The sequence below is a fragment of the uncultured Kordia sp. genome (assembly GCF_947496985.1).
Taxonomy (GTDB): Bacteria; Bacteroidota; Bacteroidia; order Flavobacteriales; family Flavobacteriaceae; genus Kordia.
Window position 1 is genome coordinate 239620 of the sequence record NZ_CANMEZ010000006.1, and the last position, 19882, is coordinate 259501.

The following is a 19882-nucleotide window of genomic DNA, read 5'->3' on the forward strand; positions in this document are numbered from 1 at the left end:
CAATTCGTTGATTTATTTTTGTCTCTTTTCTTTTAAAATCTACACGCATCTGTTCCTATTGGAGATCCATCTGGAATTTTAGGTGAAGCCTTGGCTTTAAACTTTTCTGGATATTTTTTGAATTGATCTATCATATCTAAATAGTACGATTGATACGGTTTTTCAGTTTCTTTGTACTTCTTCGATCTTACTTTTTGAGAAATCTCGTTTAATACGTATTGACTTTGCGCTTTTACTGAAGGCGACGCATTTGGGTGATTCGTTAAGTTCATTAAATGTTTCAACACATTTATATTAATAGCATGTCCAATTTCATATTCATGGACATCTTTATAAGTTTTATACAATGTGTTTTTCAATACTTCATTAATCATTTCTATAAATCCTAATCGCCTTTTATCTAAACTTTTTTGTTGAATTAAACGCGCTGCACGGTCTGGATGAAATAAAAATGACAAAGTCATGTCACTTGCCGTAGAAGCTGGTGCAATAGCGTCAAAACCAACACCAGTATTTCCTTTAAACGATTCTCTTGATCGCCAGTACGAATAAGCTCTTGGTGGAAATAACGCTAATTTATCCTCAGGAATTTTTAATGTTCTTGCATCTAATGTTTTTAGAATCGATTTTAACGCTTCTCTTTGTATTTTTGATGACACAACTTCTGTAATTAACTGTCCATCATCTTTAGTTGCATAATTATAATCCAATCCACCAATAAGTTTGGAAGTTGCTTCTGTTTGATATCTATGAAAGAAATACAACGGTACAAAAACATCTTCTAAAATGGTATAAGATTCATTACTACGAATATTATCTTTTGAGAAATTTTTGATCGCAAGTTCACGAACATTTAATACATTTTCTAACTCCTCAGAAGCACTTTTTCCATTATCCCACAAATGTGCATTGGCATGTGCGCCACCCGCTGGTCGCGCATCAGCATCAGAAATAAAACGATGTCCATTTTTATATGCCTTATTTAATATAGTTTTTAACCCTTCTTTTTCCGCTTTCGCTGAATTATACTCTGAATACGAATATGCCACCGTTACTTTATCCCAAGAACCAATTCCAGTTGCATACGCATTAGATAAATCTATTTTTCCATCGGTTATTTTTACCGTCGGATGTGGATAATCCATCACGGAACTTCTATCGTTTGTACTTGCTGCAAAATTATGTGCAAATCCAATCGTATGTCCAACCTCATGAGCTGATAATTGACGAATTCGTGCCAACGCCATAGATAGCATAGGTTGATAATTATCATCATTAGTAGCAAATGGCTTGTTTAGCAATGCTTGCGCTATTAAAAAATCTTGCCGAATTCGTAAGCTTCCCAAACTTACATGTCCTTTTATAATTTCTCCTGTTCTCGGATCAACTACACTTGCACCGTAACTCCAACCACGTGTAGAACGATGTACCCATTGAATTACATTATAACGAACATCCATTGGATCAGCATCTTTTGGTAACATTTTTACTTGAAAAGCATCTTTAAAACCAATTGATTCATATGCTTGATTCCACCAACGTGCACCGTCTAACAAAGCTGAACGTACAGGTTCAGGTGTTCCTGGATCTAAATAATAAATGATTGGTTCTTTAGCTTCACTAACTGCAGCATTAGGATTTTTCTTCTCCAAACGATGTCTTGTAATAAAACGCTTCTGCATAGGTTCTTGAATTGGTGTTGCATAATCGTAATAAGAAACATAGATAGCACCACTTCGTGGATCAAAAACTCTTGGTTTATAATTATCGTCTGGTAATGCTACGAATGAATGGTGTTGTGTAACACTTACTAGAGAAGCATTTGGTGTAACGCTTTGTATATAATTTCCTTTTGCCTTTCCTTTAAAGGTTAGTAAAGCTTCAAACTCTACATTTTTAGGAAAAGCTTTTGTTCTTGGCAATGACAGTGCGCTTTTAGTAATATCTAATTTGTATACACCTTGTTTGTTATTTGCCAAACTTCCTATGACTCCATGTGCATCTTGCATTAAAAAAGGGGTCAAATCAATTGTATGCACTCCATTTTTTGATGAAACAATAGGAAAACCAAATAAAACCGATTTTGCAAAAGCTTGTTCTACACTTTTTCGTTCTAAGTCATTTGTCGTATTTGCTCTGTAACGCAAATTGGGTTGTACTAACATGAGTTTATTGCCCATTTTCTGGAACTGAACAACAACACCATCACCTATTTGACCTCTATCTAAACCAATATCATTAGAACCTACACCACTTGCCAATGAATATACATATAAAAAATCTTCATTTAGGTTTTTAACATCAAGGAAAATTTTATCTCTTTTTTCTTCATATGAGAAATCAAAAAAACCTTTATAATATTCTTTTGGATAATTTTTCGTTTTCTTTTTTTCTTGCGAAAAGCTAAATGAAGCACATAAGAAAATGATAATCAACAATGTACATTTCTTCATTGGAATATTGTTTTTTCAAATTCAACTCTAAAAAATCAAACGCATTTTTGATTCTCTCGGTTTTTCTGTTTTACGCTATGAATATACATAAAACATCTTATTTTTGTAAGTATAAAAAGAACAAACATGATAACATCAGATCATATTAAAGATCTTATCAATCGCCTTGGTGCGTTAAGGAGGTATCTTTGACATAGATGCCAAGCTTATAGAAATTGCAAACGAAGAGGAGAAAACCTATGCTCCTAACTTTTGGGACAATCCTAAAGAAGCAGAAATCCTTATGAAAAAGCTTCGAGGAGAAAAAAAATGGGTTAGCGATTATAATGCAGTTGCTGATTTAATTGGAGACTTGGAAGTATTGTATGAATTTTACAAAGAAGGTGATACTACTGCTGAAGAAGTAGAAACACAATATGAAACTACAAAAACTAGAATTGAAGACTTAGAATTCCGAAATATGCTGTCAGATGAAGGTGATAGTATGAGCGCTGTATTACAAATTACGGCTGGTGCTGGCGGAACGGAAAGCTGCGATTGGGCAAATATGCTCATGCGTATGTATTTAATGTTTGCGGAACGACAAGGATATAAAATAAAAGAACTGAATTATCAAGAAGGTGATGTTGCCGGAATTAAAACAGTAACCTTAGAGTTTGATGGTGATTTTGCTTTTGGTTGGTTAAAAGGTGAAAATGGTGTCCATCGTTTGGTACGCATTTCTCCATTTGACAGCAATGCAAAACGTCATACATCTTTTGCATCTGTATATGTGTATCCATTGATTGATGATACTATTGAAATTGACATTAATCCTGCTGATATTGAAATTATTACTTCTCGTTCTAGCGGTGCTGGTGGACAAAATGTAAATAAGGTTGAAACCAAAGTACAACTAAAACATAAACCTTCAGGAATTCAGATTTCTTGCTCAGAGACACGTTCACAACAAGATAACAGAACGCGTGCCATGCAAATGTTAAAGTCACAATTGTATGAAATTGAATTGAAAAAACAATTGGAAGCGCGTGATGATATTGAAGCTGGAAAAATGAAGATAGAATGGGGATCGCAAATTAGAAACTATGTAATGCATCCATATAAATTAGTCAAAGATGTTCGTACAGCTCATGAAACAGGAAACGTAGATGCTGTCATGAATGGTAACATCGATGAATTCTTAAAAGCATATTTAATGTCCATGGGACAGAAAAAAGAGGAAGATAGTCTATAATTCGGTTGTTTATTTCTAAATTTCTGTATTATTGTAACTGAAATAACTAATAAACATATAAAGAATGATAGTATATGGAACTAGCTCTAAAGATCTAGGAACAAGAAAATTACAAGGAGTAAAAAGTCCAAATTGCGAATCGTCAGATATCTATGCAACTGCAGTTGTTAAGTATGCACATATATTTTGGATTCCGCTTTTTCCTTATTCAAAAAAGTATTTTACAACTTGTGAAGGTACAGGACAAGTTCTTGAGGGAAAAGAAATGCCACAAAAACTGAAAGATAAATTAGCACTTGAAAAACATCATTTTAAGACTCCTTTTTACTTATTTTCTGGTTTAATTATTATTGCATTATTAATTGGATACGGTTTCTACGCCTCAAATCAGCATGATAAAGAAATGGCAGAACATGTAACACATATAGAAGCCAATGACATTATGGTATTTAGAAAAGGTTCTAAAGAATATTCTTTTGCAAAAGTTACTGAAGTTAAAAACGACTCCATTTTTATAAAATTAGGTCAATACTCATATGAAGGCGGTTATAGTGCTCCAACAAAATCTGAATTTAATTCAAAAACCGATACTGTTAGTGATTTCTATGCGGAAACAACGGATTATATTTTACAGGCTGACATTAATGATTTGTATGAAAAAGAAGAACTTGTAGAAATTTATAAATAAACAAAATGATCAAAATATATCACAATCCAAGATGTAGCAAATCCAGAGAAGGATTGGCTATTCTAAAAGACTCAGGAAAAGAGTTTATTATTGTTAAGTACTTAGAGAATAGACTTTCTTTGGCCGAACTCACAAAAATTATTGAACTACTTGACATAGAACCTATAGATTTAGTTCGTAAGAATGAAGCTTTCTGGAAAGAAAATTACAAAGACAAAAGGATTTCTAAAGCACACATTATCAAACTCATGCTTTCAAACCCAAAATTGATGGAACGTCCAATAGTTGTAAACAATCAAAAAGCAGTAATAGGAAGACCTCCAGAAAATATTTTAACGATCATATAAAATCATTTCAATAGTACAAACCCAGCAAAAATTTGCTGGGTTTTTCTTTTAACAGAACTTTAACCATTTGCCGTTAAACCATGCGTTTTCTTTGCAGTCAAAAGAAAATCAAAAGCCAAAAAGAAATTATATACTGAAATGAAAAAATTATTATTCCTCCTATTCTTCATAGGAACAATTCCAATTGTATTTGCACAAAAAGGAAACACTGTAAAAAAGGTCACAATAACTGGAAAAGTATTCGACAAAACAACGAATCAACCACTTGAATATGCGACTATTATTTTTCAAGATGTTGCCAAAAAGAAACCTGTTACAGGAGGAATTACAAACGGTAAAGGCGAATTTAGCATTGTAGTAAATGCAGATACATATAATATTAAAGTAGAATTCATTTCATTTAAGACACAAGAAATTAAAGGAAAACCACTTTTAAAAGATACTTCATTAGGGAGTTTTTTCCTTACGGAAGATTTAGAAAGCCTTAAAGCTGTTGAAGTAATTGCTGAAAAAACAACTGTTGAAATAAAGCTTGACAAGAAAATTTATAATGTTGGAAAAGATTTAACGGTTCGTGGAGGAACAGTAAGTGATGTACTTGACAATGTTCCGTCGGTTTCTGTGGATGTAGAAGGAAATGTTTCATTAAGAGGAAATGAAAATGTGCGTATTTTAATTAACGGAAAACCTTCTGGATTGGTCGGATTGAACTCTACAGATGCCTTACGTCAATTACCTGCCGAAGCTATTGAAAAAGTAGAAATTATCACCTCGCCTTCCGCGCGTTATGATGCCGAAGGAACTGCAGGAATTTTAAATATTATTCTTCGTCGTAGCAAACTACAAGGAATCAACGGAGCTATTACTACAAATGTTTCATATCCAAAAGGATATGGTGTTTCTGGAAATATTAACTATCGTACTGGCGATTTTAACTTTTTTACCACTTCCGGATATAATCACAGAGAAGTTCCTGGAAACTCAAATACATTCACTGAATATTTCAATGGAGATGATCCAAATACATTTTTAGGAGAAGATCGAACGTTTGATCGTATCCGAAAAGGATTCAACTCTAACTTTGGTGTAGAATGGTATATAAACAAATCAACTTCGTTAACAGCTTCATTAGTGTATAGGAATAGTGATAATGAAAGTAGCACTGTAAATACGCTTACACAATTTGATTCAGGTTTAAATATTACAAATCAAAGCTCACGATTTGATCCAGAAACAGAAGATGATAAAACAATTCAATACGCTTTAAATTTTGATAAAAATTTCAAAAAAAGCGGTCATAAACTTACTGTCGATTTTCAATATGAAAGTAGTAGTGAAGCTGAAAATTCATTTATTTCTGTTGACAATATCTTAGCAGAACAAGTAGCTACAGTAGAAGATCAAGATCGTATTTTATTACAAACAGACTATACGGTTCCGCTGAGCGAAACTGCACAATTTGAATTTGGATATCGTGGAAATTTCCTCGATTTAAACACCGATTATTTAGTTGCCTTTTTAGAAGGTGATGATTTTGTTTCTGACACAAATTTGAGTAACGTTTTAAACTATCGTGAATATGTAAATGCTTTTTACTCACAATACGGAAACAAAGTGGACAAATTTTCATTCTTGTTAGGATTACGTATGGAAAGTACACGAATTACAGTGGACCAATTGACAAGTGGAAGTTTGGACAAGAAAAATTATGTTGGACTCTTCCCTACGATAAATCTTGGATATGAAATCACAGAAAATCAAAGTATTACGCTAGGATATAATAGAAGAATTCGTAGACCACGTTCTCGATTTATCAATCCATTTCCTTCACGTTCAAGTATTACCAATGTATTTCAAGGAAATCCAGACATTGACCCAAGTTATTCTAACGGAATTGACTTAGGTTATTTAAATCGTTTTGGAAAACTTACGTTAAATACTTCCATCTACTTTCAACGTGCTACCGATGTATTTAATTTTATTAGCGAAGATACAGGACAAACTACGATATTAAATGGTGAAGAAGTGCCAATTATTCGTAGAACGCCTATTAATTTAGCTAGAAACGACCGTTATGGTTTTGAATTTACACTAACATATAATCCTTCAAGAAAATGGCGTGTAAACGGAAACTTTAATTTATTTCAATCAATCAACAGAGGAGATTTTAATGGTACAAATTTTGACGCTGAAAATTTAAGCTGGTTTGTTCGAATCAATAATAAAGTAACGCTTCCTGCTGGAATTGACTGGCAAACACGCTTATTTTATAGAGGTCCAAGTGAAGATGCTCAAAACATTAGAAAAGGACTTTTTTCTGCAAACTTAGCCTTTAGTAAAGACTTATTTAAAGACAAAGCTTCTATTGCGTTTAACGTAAGTGATGTGTTTAATTCAAGAAAACGTCAATCTGAATCATTTACGGATACATTTAATAGTGAAGGAGAATTTCAGTGGAGAGAACGTACATTTAATTTATCGTTCACATACAGATTCAATCAGAAAAAGAAAAGACAACGTGGAAACGGTGGGCAAAACTTTAATGATGAAGGTGGGTTTAGTGCTGCACCGTAAACATATTTTATAAATTCATATACAAAAAGCTGTAGCAATAATTGTTACAGCTTTTTTTATAAAATTTAACTTACGTGAATTTCACTATTTTGAAGCTTCTTATTATTTTATTGCTGACAGTTTTCTACTTTTTTAGTACTTTAGAAATCTATAAACAAATTTACCATGGCACACGCAGCTCCTAAAACAGAAAGTACCGATAGAATTAAATTACCTTTTACTTTTGATGCAGAAAAAATGCTCGCTGAGTTTGAAGCATTAAAACTTCAAAACTTTGAATATTACAATGTAATTCCTTTGCGCGCTCCTGCACATACGGTTGATACTTCTATTCCTATGCCGCCACCAGCTGATGATTATGCAGATGGTTCTTGGTGTGATTGGTTAGATACTGATTATTTGGAAGGTTCTCCGTATTTACAAAGTATAGTGAATACATTTAAAGAAAATACCAAAGTAACCTTAGTTCGTTTATTACGCTTAGCACCAAACTCTGTAGTGCAACAACATACAGATCCTACGCTTGGACTGGAAGTGCATAAATCTGTGATTCGTTTAACGGTTCCTATTTTAAACAAAGATGGAGTTCAGTTTTTCTTAAACAATACAGAAGTTCCTATGCAACCTGGAGAATGTTGGTACTTACGTTTAACAGATCCACATAGAGTTATCAATAATGGAAGTGAAGAACGTGTGAATTTAACTATTGATATGATTCCAAATGATTGGATTCGAAATATCATCAAGCAAAGTGATATCTAGAAAAAACATGGATAGGGAACATAGATTGACTTTCTGTAAAAGATGTGATCATCAAAAATTTGATTCACAAAAAGGAATTGTTTGTGATTTAACAAACGAAATTGCACGATTTTATAGTTCTTGTAATGATTTTTCTGGAGATAAAACCGCAGTAGATCGTGTTGTTAAAAACAGGGAATTAAATAAAATTCACCAAGAAGAATATGGTAAATATGGAAAACCTCCTAAAGTTACTGTATGGACTATTATTCGAATTATAGCACTTATCATAACTTTAATTTCCTTATTTGTAAAATTAGCATCTTAGCATATTCACAAAACCCAATTCTCTACTTAAGAAATAGGTTTTATATACATAAAACAATGGTTTTTTATTGTCGTTTTTTATTGAAGAAAAGAGTATATTCACAACGGATTTTATTATAAAATCTACTCTCATCAACAAAAACAACACATACATGATTTGCACACTGTATTCGCATGAAATTGGTTATACAAAAATTTCCCCTATTTTAAGAAAATATTTTCCAACATCAGATATATTTCTAGACAAAGAAGATGAATTTAAAATTTTAAGAGTTGAAATTAAAGGTGGTTTTTTCTCTTCAAAAAAAGTTTTAAAAATTCCATATAGAGAACGTATCAATCCAGATTATCAAATTACAGAAGATGAAAACTGTCCTTTAAATATGAATTTACAAGGTTTATACGGTTTTGCAAATTCATTACCTATTGATAATGATAACTTAAGAGATCGTTTTTTACACAAAATACATTCACTAAATGCTGAATTTTCTATTATTGAAGAAAAAGGTACAATAAAAGAAATTCCAGCTATTATTAAGGATTTGGCGGCAGCATTTGATGCTATCTTATTTGTTCAAGATGGAACCATCATTTCAAAAGCACATGGACAACACTTTTTAAACAATTCATTACAATTGATAGTAGACCGTGAAGGAAACTCAGAGATTGATTCTTTAGAGGTGAACATTGATCCAAAATATTTTGATAACGATCAAGTAGAAGTTTTAGATGAACAAAAAGATCGTAAAGCGAAAAATGAAACTGTGTTAGCGCAACATAATATAAAGGTCAATAAAAATCTTCCATGTGTTGAGTCGACATCAGAAGCTAACATTCGTTCTGCCAAAGAAATTGCGCAACGTGTTACGGTTATGGCGTATATAAATGGGTTTACGCTAAACGCTTTATCTGGTGAAGATACAATTACAATCTTAAAAAAACTTGATCTTTGGGAAGCCACGACTCCAAAAGAAAAACACTTGCTTGAAAACCCTACAGACGAAGGAAAAAATCAAGAATCTTGGAAATGTGAAGGTATTTGGGTTTTATTATGGGCGTTAAAAAAAGTAGATTCAATTCCGTTTCCTAATGAGATGATTGATTTTGTCAATATTCCAGAAGGAAATTATCCATATACTGACCCGAAAGTTTTTATTACTGAAACTACAGAAGCGCGTAATGCCTCAGAAATTTTAGACATGAATGATTTATATTATCGAATGGATTGGGCTTGTGTGGATGCACGTGTAAAAGGTGAACATATGGAAGCTATGATTCCGGGCGCTGTATACGAACGTCATTATGCACTTAACTGGCTTATTCATTACATGGATCAAGATTGGGACGACGTTACTTGTGATACATAAAAAAAAGACAATGATCAGAACCTTCTTAGATGTTCTGATCATTGATAAACTTAAAAAAATCTGATGAAATAATTACGCTCACGCGCTGTGAAATCACTGTATTGCTTCTCCTAAAATGAAGATTAAATTACGTAGTGATTCATCTCTTTTTGGAAACAACGCTTGCATACGCTTATCTATTCCCATTTGTTTCATACCTTCAGGTGAATCGAAATAAAAACGGTGAATCTCATTCGGTTGTGCCAAAGTTCCTTTTGCTTGAAATGGCGCTATAAAACGTTCGAAATGCGCACCGAATTCTGGAATAATTTTACAGGCATCATCATGATACTCTGCAAATTGTTTTTCATACTTTTCACCTTCTTTAAAATATACCAAGGCAACACCGTAAGTTTTCGTTTTATCACCAGTTTCTCTGGTAAATTTAAAATCGGTATTCTTACTCGTAAAAATTGAAATATCTTTTATTGCTGGCATTGCGTATTCTTCTCGAATCTTCTGAAATTCTTTGTCTTCATTAAATTTATTAAATACTTCAATGCTTGGATAGCTTGCAAAATGGATTTCATCAGGCAAGGCTATATTTCCTTTAGCTAACATTTTTGGCTTGATAATTCGCTCAATCTTCCCTCCGTATTTTTCTAACAAAGCGCCACCTCTTTTTTTATATTCTTCAAATTTTGCTTCTTGTCCATCTTTCAAATACACAAGTGCTACATTTACTATTTCTTCACTTCCTGTTGTCATTGTTATTGCTGTTGTTTTTGTTGTTTCTTCGTTTAATGCAATCGTTTTTGAATTGGTTTTATTAGTATTACAAGACATTACGATGCCTATAATGACTAACCCTGTTAATCTCCTGAGTTGTTTCATACACCTATTTTTATGTTTATTAATGATGCAAAGATGAAACAGTACGCGAAGAATACTTTTTACGATTGGCTCAAAGTTTTGTGTTTTTGGTTCAATCGGAAATTAGAAGGTGAAACGGAGAATTTCTGTTTGAAAGATTTTGAAAAATGTGCAATATCATTGAATCCACAATCATACGCAATGTGAGAAATACTCAACTCTGTAACAACAAGTAAGTTTGAAGCTTTTTGCAAACGTCTATTTTTAATATAATTATTAGGCGAATCGTTGTATATTTTTTTAAACTTTCGTTTGAAAGATGATAGACTATTATTTGTCAATTCGGCCAAAACTGAAACTGATATAGAAGAAAACAAATGCGCTTCTATAATTTCTTTAAAATCGAATATTTGCTCTGTAAACAGATTGGCTAATACTTTTTTTATCTTATTACAATTGTCTGTTTGTAATAAAAGTAGAATGATCTCTTTAAGTTTTAATATTAATAAATCCTCATTGACTAAACTTGGGTTTTTAAAGTAAAAAAGTATACTTTCAATATATTTTTGAATTAGTGTTATGGCTTCTAATTTTACTAAACTAGATGAATGTTGAATTGCGTGACGTTGTAAAAAAGAAGGCAAATTATTTCCGTAAGCTTTTTTTAGAATTTCGGGATAAAAATGAACCGCAATAGCTTCATAGGTTCCCGCATTTTTATCTGGAAGTAGTGTTGACATGAAATTTCCACACTTCATCAATACTGATTCTCCAACTTTTATGTGCGTACGTTCTAATTCTGAATATGTTTTATTTTCGCCTTCTAAAATATATAAAAAACACGCTTCATTTGTCATTGGATTTGCTTTTTGAAAAGGTGCTTGTACTACTGCCTTTTCAAAAAGCATTTTATCATATAAGGATAGAGTTTCATGTGCTAAAATCATGCAATTTCTTTAAAATGGATTTGTTGCCCAAAGCGTTACTTCTGGTACAAAACCTTTATCATTCATTTCTAATGTAGACACAATAGTGTGTGCAACTTCCGTAGCTGAAAGTTTGTTTGCTACATCAGTACGTTCTACCCTATTTTCATCGGCAAAAGCAGTTGTAACTTCACTTGGATTAACTAATGAAACACGAATGTTATGCTTTCTCAATTCGGCTTGCCAAGATTGTGTCATGCCTCGAACCGCAAATTTTGAAGAAGCATATACTGTTCCGCCAACAAAACCTTTTTGACTTGCTGTGGAGCCAATGTTGATAATACTTCCGTAATTTTGTTTGATGAAAATTCGAGCTATTTCTTGCGTAAGCAACGCTAATCCAAAAACATTTGTAGCATATATAGATTGAAAATTTTCCAATGTAATTTCTCCCATTTTAGGAAAAACACCAATTCCTGCATTATTGATCAACGCATCCACTTTTCCATCTAATAATGAGATACACTTTTCTGTATTTTCTTTAAAGTTTGATAAATCAGAAATATCAAACACACATGGAATAGCTCCAATTTCTGTTGCTGATTTTTCAAGCCTTTCTTTGCTTCTACCCGTAATAATTACGGTAGCGCCTTTTTCAATTAACAATTTTGCGGTTTCTTTTCCTATTCCTGAACTTCCGCCTGTAATTAAAATTTTTGAATCTTTTATTTTCATGTTTTTATAGTTTGTAAAACAAATATTATGAGCAATAAAGTTACAGCATAGCAACAAAAGTTATTACTATGCTGTTCTTATAATTATGTTAATTACTATGATTTGCAACTTTTAAAAGATGTTCCATTTGCAAAGCATCTTTGATTAATGCATTTTGAATTGGTGCTACTTTTTCATTGAGTTCTTTTAAACCATAATCAATTCCTGAAACAACTCTTTCTGTACGAGTTCCGTGTGCAGCTTCAATTAATTGTGTAATATCATCCGCAACCAACTGTGGATCTAGCGCATTTTCAGATTCATAGAATCCTTCAAAGTTTTTCAACATAGCGTGCGGCGTTTCTTTATAATCGCCATACGCTTCAAATACTTGTTGATCAGCTTCTTTAGGTCCTGTAAATAATAAGTTCGTTCCAAATGGACCTGGTTCTACAACACTTACTTCTACTCCAAAAGGTGCCAATTCATAACGTAAAGCTTGCGAATATGCTTCAACGGCATGTTTACTAGCGCAATAGATTCCGAAATATGGAAACGACAAACGACCTGCTAATGAAGTTACATTAATGATCAATCCTTCTTTTTGAGCACGCATATGTGGTGCTACTGCCTTTGTAGTTCTTAAAATCCCAAAGAAATTAGTTTCAAACTGATCTTTTGCTTGCTGAATGCTATATGCTTCCGTAATACCAACAAACATGTATCCTGCATTATTTACCAAGTGATCTACTTTTCCATCAACATCTACAATAGTTTGAATGGCAGCTGCTACAGATGTATCTGAATTTACATCCATATCAACCACAGCGATATGTAAATTTTCTTGTTGGGCAATTTGTAATAGTTCTTTCTTTTTTTCTAAATTTTTACTTTCAGAATTTCGCATTGTTGCCCATACTTTATATCCTTTTCGAGCCAATGTTAAGGAAGCTAAGTATCCAAACCCACTACTACTTCCTGTAATTACTACGTTTTTCATTTTTTTTGATTTAAATTAAATTAATATTAGACCAGTCAACTACAAACTATTTAAAAAAAATTAGATGATGTATTCGGCAACAAATTGAATGTATACTTCTATTGAATCGTCATTCTTTGAAGATTTCATTCTTAAAATTGCGCCTTCCCATCCCGATAATAGAAAGTTTGCGATAGTTGTAGCTTCTTTATCTGAACGAATGTCTCCAGAAGTTTGTCCTTCTACTATACATTCTTCAAAACAGTTTTGCCATTTATCTAACTCAGAAGCAATAACATTGCTAAACGTATCTGAAAGATCCGATAATTCTAAACTACAGTTTCCTAAAAGGCAACCTTCTTTAAATCCATTTGCAGAATACACATTTTTCATATCATTGAAGAATGTTAGTATTCGTTTTCTTGGATTTTTAGCTTCATCTTTTAGGTAACGGTTTAAAATTTTTAATGAATATTCAGAATAATATTTTATCAATTGCACACCAAAATCCTCTTTACTTTTAAAGTAATAGTAAAAAGATCCTTTGGGAATCTTGGCTGTTGTAAGGACTTCTTGAATACCTAGGTTATTATATCCTTTTTTTAAAACCAATTCCGTTCCAATCGCTAAAATATTGTCTACTGTTTGTTTTTTCATCGTTAAAAATTAGACCAGTCGTCTACAAATGTAAAAACTTTTTGGGAAAACACAATTTTAATTATGATATTATTTTTTTGATTTTACTTTTTTGATGTACAATTATTCTTTTAATCTATTGAATAATATAGCTTCTTCTACATATGATCTATGCGATTCATCTGTCATTCTTTCTAACAAATCAAAAGAAGCTATATAGCTTACCAAGCTTCCGTTGGATGAAATTATTTTTCCATCATATACAACAGAAATTTTACTATCGTCTGCAACTTTCAAGTTTGGATATGACGCTTGTAATACTTCTCCTCCTGTGACATAGGTTACGATTTCATTGTTATCTGCAATTCCTGATTCTCCTAATAAAAATGCTCCTGCACAATGACTAGCTATGTATTCTGTTTGGCTGTATTGTTCTTTTATAAAATTTACTAACACTTTATCAGTTGTTTGTTTTTCTGGCGTGTATGAGCTCGGAACGACTAATACTGTTAATTCTGGAACTTCTCCTATGATAAAATCTGGTTGTATTTTAAGTCCATGTGCAGTTGCATAGGTTTTGTTTTCCTTGGCAATAGTAATTACATTAAATAATTCTTTTCCTTCAGCGTTCGTATTTGAAAATACATCTAAAGGCGCGGTTACTTCATTTACAATTACACCTTCAAATAGTAAAATTCCTATTGTTGGTAAATCGGTGTTAAAGTGTTTATGTGTCATTATTGTTTCTTTCGTATTTATTTTTGTATCAGTTTTTGTATGTTCTTCCTTTTCTGCACAACTCATTAGTATTAATACTGTTATACAACTCAATAGTATTAATACTGTTATACAACTCAATAGTATGTTTTTCATAATGTTATATATTTTCTATAGTATAGTATTGAATCTCAGGACTTGCAACTAAGAAATTTGCAAGCGAATTCATGATTCCATTCGCTGTTATAAATTCAATATATTTTACATGATGTACTTTGCTTTTCCATACTTCATGAAATACCATGTTGTTAGTTTCCACATTGAATAGTATTTCTACGCTGATACAACCATTAAAGTTTCTAACTTTGGGTAAGTTTTCTTTTAGAAATACCATGAGTTCAGCTGATACATTTTCATTGACTTGTGAAGTCAATAACACTTTACAATTTGTGTCCATTTCTGTTTTATTTTATATGATATGAACAAAATTATAACTCTAAAAAGCAATACTCCTTAATCATGATTAAGAAGTTTATTTATAAAAACTTGGTAGCTATTATGAGTTATTTTTAGTTCGCGAACGTACTTTGCTTACAAATTCGGGTGTCATTCCTAGATAAGATGCAATCATGTATTGCGGGACTCGTTGACAGAACCCAGGATTTGCATTGATGAATGTAGTGTATAATTCTTCTCCAGATGAACTCAACATATAAGCAATTCTATTATGAAAAGCTACCGTTGTTTTTTCCATAATTATCCTAAATAAACGCTCAACTTTGGGTAGTTTTTTAGATAATTGTTCAAATGCTTCTGTTGTTAATTCTAGAAGTTCTGTATCTTCTATTGCTTGTATATGAAGTTTTGCTGGTAATTGATTTACAAGGCTTTCATAATCACTAATCCACCAATTATCAATTCCAAAATGTATAATTTGTTCATTGCCTTTTTCATCAAAATAATATAAACGAACACATCCTTTTACAATATAATATCGAGCTGTACATGTTTCTTTTTGAGCTTCAATAAGATGTTCTCTTTTAGAGATTTTCCGCTTTATTAAATAACGATTGAACACTTCAATTTCCGTATCGGACATTTCTACATATCTATGTATATATGCTACTAAATTTTGATGCATTTGACTTGATCTAGAAGTGTAAAAATAAGGTTTCTGTAAGAAACTCTTCTTAATACTTATTAAGAAAGTAGCATGTTCATATATAGAAAGTAAATCTAAAGACACTTTTCTATAGTTATCATATCTGTTTGTTTCTTATTAAAATCGGGTTCCAATAAAAATTATGAGTAATGATATTAATTTTAGTACATCAACTGAACAAATTGATGTACTCTTTGTAATAGACACAGAGTATATTAAAAGTAGATATTCAAAACAAGAAAATCCAAAAGAAGGTTCTCCAGTTGGTATAAATCATGATAGTCAATATACGATTTGTTATAGTCTAAGAGGTATTGTTAGTGTACAAGGAACAGCTGACCTTAGTTTCGAGCTAATATTGGTGATAATGTAGCATTTAGAGCTACGTCTATTCAGTAGAATTCGGATGATGCAGTAATTCTGTATGGAATTAAGACTGAGATGGAGACACCGTTTTTAGTACATTTAGGGCTAATATTCTTGAAAGAAATAGAGCTGTCCAATCTAATCCAAATACACCAAACGGCATTCCACCATTACATATAAAACAAAATTTTATCAGTTATGGTTAAAGAATAGCTAGAGGTGTGGAACAGAAAATTTTTATGTATATATAGCTCTTTATACAACGGCAGATGATGGTTATACTCAAGAACTTTACGGATATTTTTATTAGGATTCACAACTAGTAGTACCTAACTAGTAAACTATTTAACAAATAATGACAAAGACGTTACTTTATTAAAAGTAACGCCTTTTATATGTGTATAATGTATGTTATGAACCTTGAATAAACCACATGTAAATTGGCATTCCTAGTGTTATATTTAGTGGAAATGTAATGGCTAATGCCATTGGCAAATATAAACTTGGATTCGCTTTTGGTGCAGCAATTCGCATCGCCGCTGGAACTGCAATATACGAAGCACTTGCTGCTAAAATTGCTAACAATAATCGATCTCCATCACTTGATAATATATGTATTGATGAATATGCAACCGTAATTCCATTTGCTAACGGAATTAAAATCGCGAAAGCTAAAGCAAACCAACCTTTCTTTACCAAGGTTCCTATTTTCTTCCCGCTGGTAATTCCCATATCTAATAAGAAAACTGCCAAAAATCCTTTAAAAATATCAGTTGTAAATGGCTTAATTCCTGCTGCTTGTGCATCACTCGCCATAAAACCAATAACCAAGCTTCCCAAAATTAATAAAACACTTCCGTTGGTTATTCCATGCTTTACTAGTCCAAATATTTCTTTATACGATTTTTTTCCATTCGAATAAATTCGCATTAGTAATACACCAATAATAATGGAAGGCGCTTCCATTAATGCCATTACTGCAACCATATGCCCGCCAAATTCAATGTTTTTCATTTCTAAAAAACTCACTGCTGTTACAAAAGTTACCGCACTCACCGATCCGTATGCAGCAGCAATAGCACCTGCATTTTCTACTGAAAATTTCAATCGTAAAATGAAATAGGTATATAAAGGTACAACCGTTGCCATAATAATTCCGAATACAATAGACCAACCAATATCAGCTGTGTATTCGCTATGGGAAAGCTCTTGCCCGCCTTTGAACCCGATGGCAAGCAAGAGATATAAAGAAATGAATTTGGAAGAATTTTTTGGAATTTCTAAATCACTTTTGACTTGAGCTGCAATAATTCCCAAACCAAAAAATAATAAAGCAGGATTTGTTAAATTATCAAAGAGTAAATGTAAATCCATTTCTAAATTTTAAATAAGACACTAATTAGTCAATGATTTCTACTTCTAAGATTCCATTAATTCTAAACTGCTTTCCAGCACGTTTTGCTTCTTGATACATCGCACTAAAATTTTCTTTTTCTCTTAATAATTGTGCCATACGACTATCATCAAAACCAGTATCACTATCTATATTACCTTCACACATAGCTAACCTGTGAATTTTATGAAAATTTATCTTTTCATCTAATAAGGAATTGATTACGTCTAAAGCTTCCATAGCTGTAAATTTCCCGTCTACTAATTGTACTTTGTGCGTTACTTCTGTTGTTGTCATACTATTGAATTGTAATTTTTTAACAATGCAAAGATTAGACTTAATATTCATATATTTTTATTTATATTTATTATCAAAAACATAAATAACATTTATGAACTATACATTACATCAATTAAAAGTCTTTGTTGAGATTGTTACCAAAGAAAGTATTACAAAAGCTGCAGGAGCGCTTTTCCTAACACAACCAGCAGTTTCCATTCAGTTAAAGAAGTTTCAAGATCAGTTTCCGTTGCCACTTACAGAAGTAATTGGACGAAAATTATATGTCACAGATTTTGGTAGAGAAATCGCAATAACGGCTCAAAAAATTTTAGATGAAGTCGCTACTATTGATCATAAAACAAAAGTATACCAAGGAAAATTAGCTGGAAAACTCAAAATATCGTGTGTATCAACAGGAAAATATGTGATGCCCTATTATATTTCTGACTTTGTAAACCAACATTCGGGCGTTGATTTTTCTATTGATGTTACCAATAAACAAAATGTAGTACGTGATTTAGAACAAAATAAAATTGATTTTGCATTGGTGTCGGTTTTGCCCAAACACTTATCATTAGAAACGATTCCGTTATTAAAAAATAGTTTACATCTTGTTGGTGGGACAACACGAGAATTACATAATGAAGGTAAAATTTCAGAAATATTTCAAAATGAGCCACTACTTTATCGTGAAAAAGGTTCGGCAACTCGAAATGCTATGGAAGCCTTTATTGATGGACGAAATGTTTCTGTGACAAAAAAAATTGAACTAACATCAAATGAAGCCTTAAAACAAGCTGTGATTGCTGGTTTAGGCTATTCTATTATGCCTATGATTGGAATTAAAAATGCAGTGGATATTGGCGCTATTAAAGTGATTGATTATCCAGGATTACCTATTAATACACAATGGAATATTGTATGGTTAAAGAACAAATCGCTTTCACCTGTTGCAAGCGCATTTATTGAATATCTAAAAATCGAAAAAGAAACTATTACTACCAAGCATTTTTCTTGGGTGAATGTATAAAAACTTATATAAACTTAAAAAGCAGACAAATATCTTTGTCTGCTTTTTAACATATCATATTTATACTTCACAAGGGTTTGAATAACATCCAAGGTCGCATGAATGTCCGACTTGTGTAAAACAAGCTCTTGTTATTAATGAGACAGTACAAAAAAATGAAAATGCTTCTTTTTTTCCTCCAACAACATCTGATTGTACATTAGAAATTAATTCTTTGTTTAACTTTAATGTTTTAATACTCTTTTTTTTCATATCTAATAGTTTAAAATTGTTAATGATTTACAGGGCAAACTAACTTCAAAAAAAGCAAAGAAAATAATTATGTAAACCTGTATTATCGAATTCAAGGTTAAAGACTTAATTTTAAAAAAATGCTTTAAGAAACGCAAAAACAAAAATTTCAAACCACTAATAATCAATAAATTAAAGACAAACTCTCAAAACAATAATTATCGAATTATAGGCTTGTATATTTTAATAAAAAGCATATTTAATGATTCAAAAAAATCATATCTATAAAACTTAAAAAGCTCAGAAATTATCTGTATTTTTCATATCTAGTTTTTTAATTAAAATCATTCTTCATGAAACCAATTCTATCGATATTTTTACTACTTTTTCTTTGTTTCTCTTGCGGAAAAGTCAAAGAAAAAACTAAAAGCGCCATCAAAGAAGGTGGAAAAATTGTAGGAGAATCCGTTGGAGAATTTAGCAAAGGTGTTACTGAAGGTGTTGAAGAAACATTTCAAATCAAAATTAACACAAACGAAAACATAAAAAACAAAGGAGTTTCCTTTGGAAAAATAACACTTGGAAGTACAGCTGGCGGCCGTGATAATATGTTGAATGTATATCTAATTTTTGACCTCGATTTTAATGATACTTTATATTTGAAAGTTTTTGATAACAATGATTTAGAAATGGGAAGAACCCAGGAAATCATTACTGCTAAAAAAGGAGAAGCCGATTTCTATGAATTTAAATTCAACAAGAAAACGAATATTGATAGTGACAGTAAAATTTTTATGGAATAATATTTTTTTATTCAAAGTGTAACAGAACTAAAATTCTATGCTCTTTTAAACAAAAATAAC

General features: G+C 31.8%; 22 protein-coding genes. 10 read left to right on the forward strand and 12 right to left on the reverse strand.

Translation table 11 applies throughout. The features are described from left to right. Positions 1–32: 32 nt before the first annotated feature. Positions 33–2453: a zinc-dependent metalloprotease gene (locus Q0828_RS16590; RefSeq protein WP_298423567.1), complete on the reverse strand. Its 2421-nt coding sequence runs from the start codon at positions 2451–2453 to the stop codon at positions 33–35. Between the two features lie 126 nt (positions 2454–2579). On the opposite strand from Q0828_RS16590, the gene prfB reads away from it, so the two are divergent. The 7 genes from prfB (at position 2580) to Q0828_RS16625 (ending at position 9731) form a co-directional block, all read left to right on the forward strand. Then, positions 2580–3687 (forward strand): peptide chain release factor 2 gene (gene prfB, locus Q0828_RS16595; protein WP_298423570.1). Its coding sequence is split into 2 segments (ribosomal slippage): positions 2580–2642 and positions 2644–3687, totalling 1107 coding nucleotides; the frame shifts between segments, so codons are not numbered across the junction. A gap of 64 nt (positions 3688–3751) precedes the next feature. Further along, the gene (locus Q0828_RS16600; RefSeq protein WP_298423573.1) at positions 3752–4375 is read left to right on the forward strand and encodes a hypothetical protein; all 624 of its coding nucleotides are present in this window, start codon (positions 3752–3754) and stop codon (positions 4373–4375) included. Between the two features lie 5 nt (positions 4376–4380). Beyond that, positions 4381–4722: an arsenate reductase (glutaredoxin) gene (arsC, locus tag Q0828_RS16605; RefSeq protein WP_298423576.1), complete on the forward strand. Its 342-nt coding sequence runs from the start codon at positions 4381–4383 to the stop codon at positions 4720–4722. A 138-nt stretch (positions 4723–4860) separates the two neighbouring features. Continuing rightward, a complete protein-coding gene (locus tag Q0828_RS16610; protein ID WP_298423578.1) occupies positions 4861–7296 on the forward strand; it encodes an outer membrane beta-barrel family protein in 2436 nt (811 codons plus the stop codon). Positions 7297–7461: 165 nt separating this feature from the next. Beyond that, the gene (locus Q0828_RS16615) at positions 7462–8058 is read left to right on the forward strand and encodes an aspartyl/asparaginyl beta-hydroxylase domain-containing protein (RefSeq protein ID WP_298423581.1); all 597 of its coding nucleotides are present in this window, start codon (positions 7462–7464) and stop codon (positions 8056–8058) included. Positions 8059–8065: 7 nt separating this feature from the next. Continuing rightward, positions 8066–8365 carry a hypothetical protein gene (locus Q0828_RS16620; RefSeq protein WP_298423584.1) on the forward strand — a complete coding sequence of 100 codons (300 nt, stop codon included), beginning with the start codon at positions 8066–8068 and terminating at the stop codon, positions 8363–8365. Positions 8366–8516: 151 nt separating this feature from the next. Next, positions 8517–9731: a DUF4272 domain-containing protein gene (locus Q0828_RS16625; protein WP_298423587.1), complete on the forward strand. Its 1215-nt coding sequence runs from the start codon at positions 8517–8519 to the stop codon at positions 9729–9731. A gap of 93 nt (positions 9732–9824) precedes the next feature. Here the strand turns inward: Q0828_RS16625 and Q0828_RS16630 are convergent, their stop codons facing one another. The 8 genes from Q0828_RS16630 to Q0828_RS16665 all read right to left on the reverse strand — a co-directional run bounded on the left by Q0828_RS16630 (position 9825) and on the right by Q0828_RS16665 (position 15801). Continuing rightward, positions 9825–10604 carry a hypothetical protein gene (locus tag Q0828_RS16630; RefSeq protein ID WP_298423590.1) on the reverse strand — a complete coding sequence of 260 codons (780 nt, stop codon included), beginning with the start codon at positions 10602–10604 and terminating at the stop codon, positions 9825–9827. 59 nt (positions 10605–10663) lie between these two features. After that, positions 10664–11530, reverse strand: coding sequence for an AraC family transcriptional regulator (locus tag Q0828_RS16635; RefSeq protein WP_298423592.1), 867 nt, complete (start codon positions 11528–11530; stop codon positions 10664–10666). Positions 11531–11539: 9 nt separating this feature from the next. Next, positions 11540–12244 (reverse strand): SDR family oxidoreductase, encoded by a 705-nt coding sequence (locus Q0828_RS16640; RefSeq protein WP_298423594.1) that lies wholly within the window; start codon positions 12242–12244, stop codon positions 11540–11542. A gap of 88 nt (positions 12245–12332) precedes the next feature. Then, positions 12333–13223 carry an SDR family oxidoreductase gene (locus Q0828_RS16645; RefSeq protein WP_298423597.1) on the reverse strand — a complete coding sequence of 297 codons (891 nt, stop codon included), beginning with the start codon at positions 13221–13223 and terminating at the stop codon, positions 12333–12335. A 60-nt stretch (positions 13224–13283) separates the two neighbouring features. Continuing rightward, a complete protein-coding gene (locus Q0828_RS16650) occupies positions 13284–13859 on the reverse strand; it encodes a TetR/AcrR family transcriptional regulator (RefSeq protein ID WP_298423600.1) in 576 nt (191 codons plus the stop codon). 102 nt (positions 13860–13961) lie between these two features. Further along, the gene (locus tag Q0828_RS16655) at positions 13962–14711 is read right to left on the reverse strand and encodes a DJ-1/PfpI family protein (RefSeq protein ID WP_298423603.1); all 750 of its coding nucleotides are present in this window, start codon (positions 14709–14711) and stop codon (positions 13962–13964) included. 4 nt (positions 14712–14715) lie between these two features. Continuing rightward, positions 14716–15012 carry a hypothetical protein gene (locus tag Q0828_RS16660; protein WP_298423606.1) on the reverse strand — a complete coding sequence of 99 codons (297 nt, stop codon included), beginning with the start codon at positions 15010–15012 and terminating at the stop codon, positions 14716–14718. 99 nt (positions 15013–15111) lie between these two features. Then, the gene (locus Q0828_RS16665) at positions 15112–15801 is read right to left on the reverse strand and encodes a Crp/Fnr family transcriptional regulator (protein WP_298423609.1); all 690 of its coding nucleotides are present in this window, start codon (positions 15799–15801) and stop codon (positions 15112–15114) included. A gap of 58 nt (positions 15802–15859) precedes the next feature. On the opposite strand from Q0828_RS16665, the gene Q0828_RS16670 reads away from it, so the two are divergent. After that, entirely contained in the window at positions 15860–16090 is a 231-nt protein-coding gene (locus tag Q0828_RS16670) for an AidA/PixA family protein (RefSeq protein ID WP_298423612.1), read from the forward strand. Between the two features lie 404 nt (positions 16091–16494). On the opposite strand, the gene Q0828_RS16675 is transcribed toward Q0828_RS16670, so the two are convergent. Next, complete coding sequence (locus Q0828_RS16675; protein ID WP_298423614.1) at positions 16495–17457, reverse strand: sodium-dependent bicarbonate transport family permease; 963 nt, start codon at positions 17455–17457, stop codon at positions 16495–16497. A 25-nt stretch (positions 17458–17482) separates the two neighbouring features. Continuing rightward, on the reverse strand, positions 17483–17773 hold the full coding sequence (locus tag Q0828_RS16680) for a hypothetical protein (RefSeq protein WP_298423617.1): 291 nt from the start codon (positions 17771–17773) through the stop codon (positions 17483–17485). Positions 17774–17867: 94 nt separating this feature from the next. On the opposite strand from Q0828_RS16680, the gene Q0828_RS16685 reads away from it, so the two are divergent. Further along, entirely contained in the window at positions 17868–18788 is a 921-nt protein-coding gene (locus Q0828_RS16685) for a LysR family transcriptional regulator (RefSeq protein WP_298423620.1), read from the forward strand. Positions 18789–18848: 60 nt separating this feature from the next. Here the strand turns inward: Q0828_RS16685 and Q0828_RS16690 are convergent, their stop codons facing one another. Then, positions 18849–19040: a hypothetical protein gene (locus Q0828_RS16690; protein WP_298423623.1), complete on the reverse strand. Its 192-nt coding sequence runs from the start codon at positions 19038–19040 to the stop codon at positions 18849–18851. Between the two features lie 332 nt (positions 19041–19372). Here Q0828_RS16690 and Q0828_RS16695 point away from each other — a divergent pair, with 332 nt between their 5' ends. Then, positions 19373–19822 carry a hypothetical protein gene (locus Q0828_RS16695; RefSeq protein ID WP_298423625.1) on the forward strand — a complete coding sequence of 150 codons (450 nt, stop codon included), beginning with the start codon at positions 19373–19375 and terminating at the stop codon, positions 19820–19822. Positions 19823–19882 lie beyond the last annotated feature (60 nt).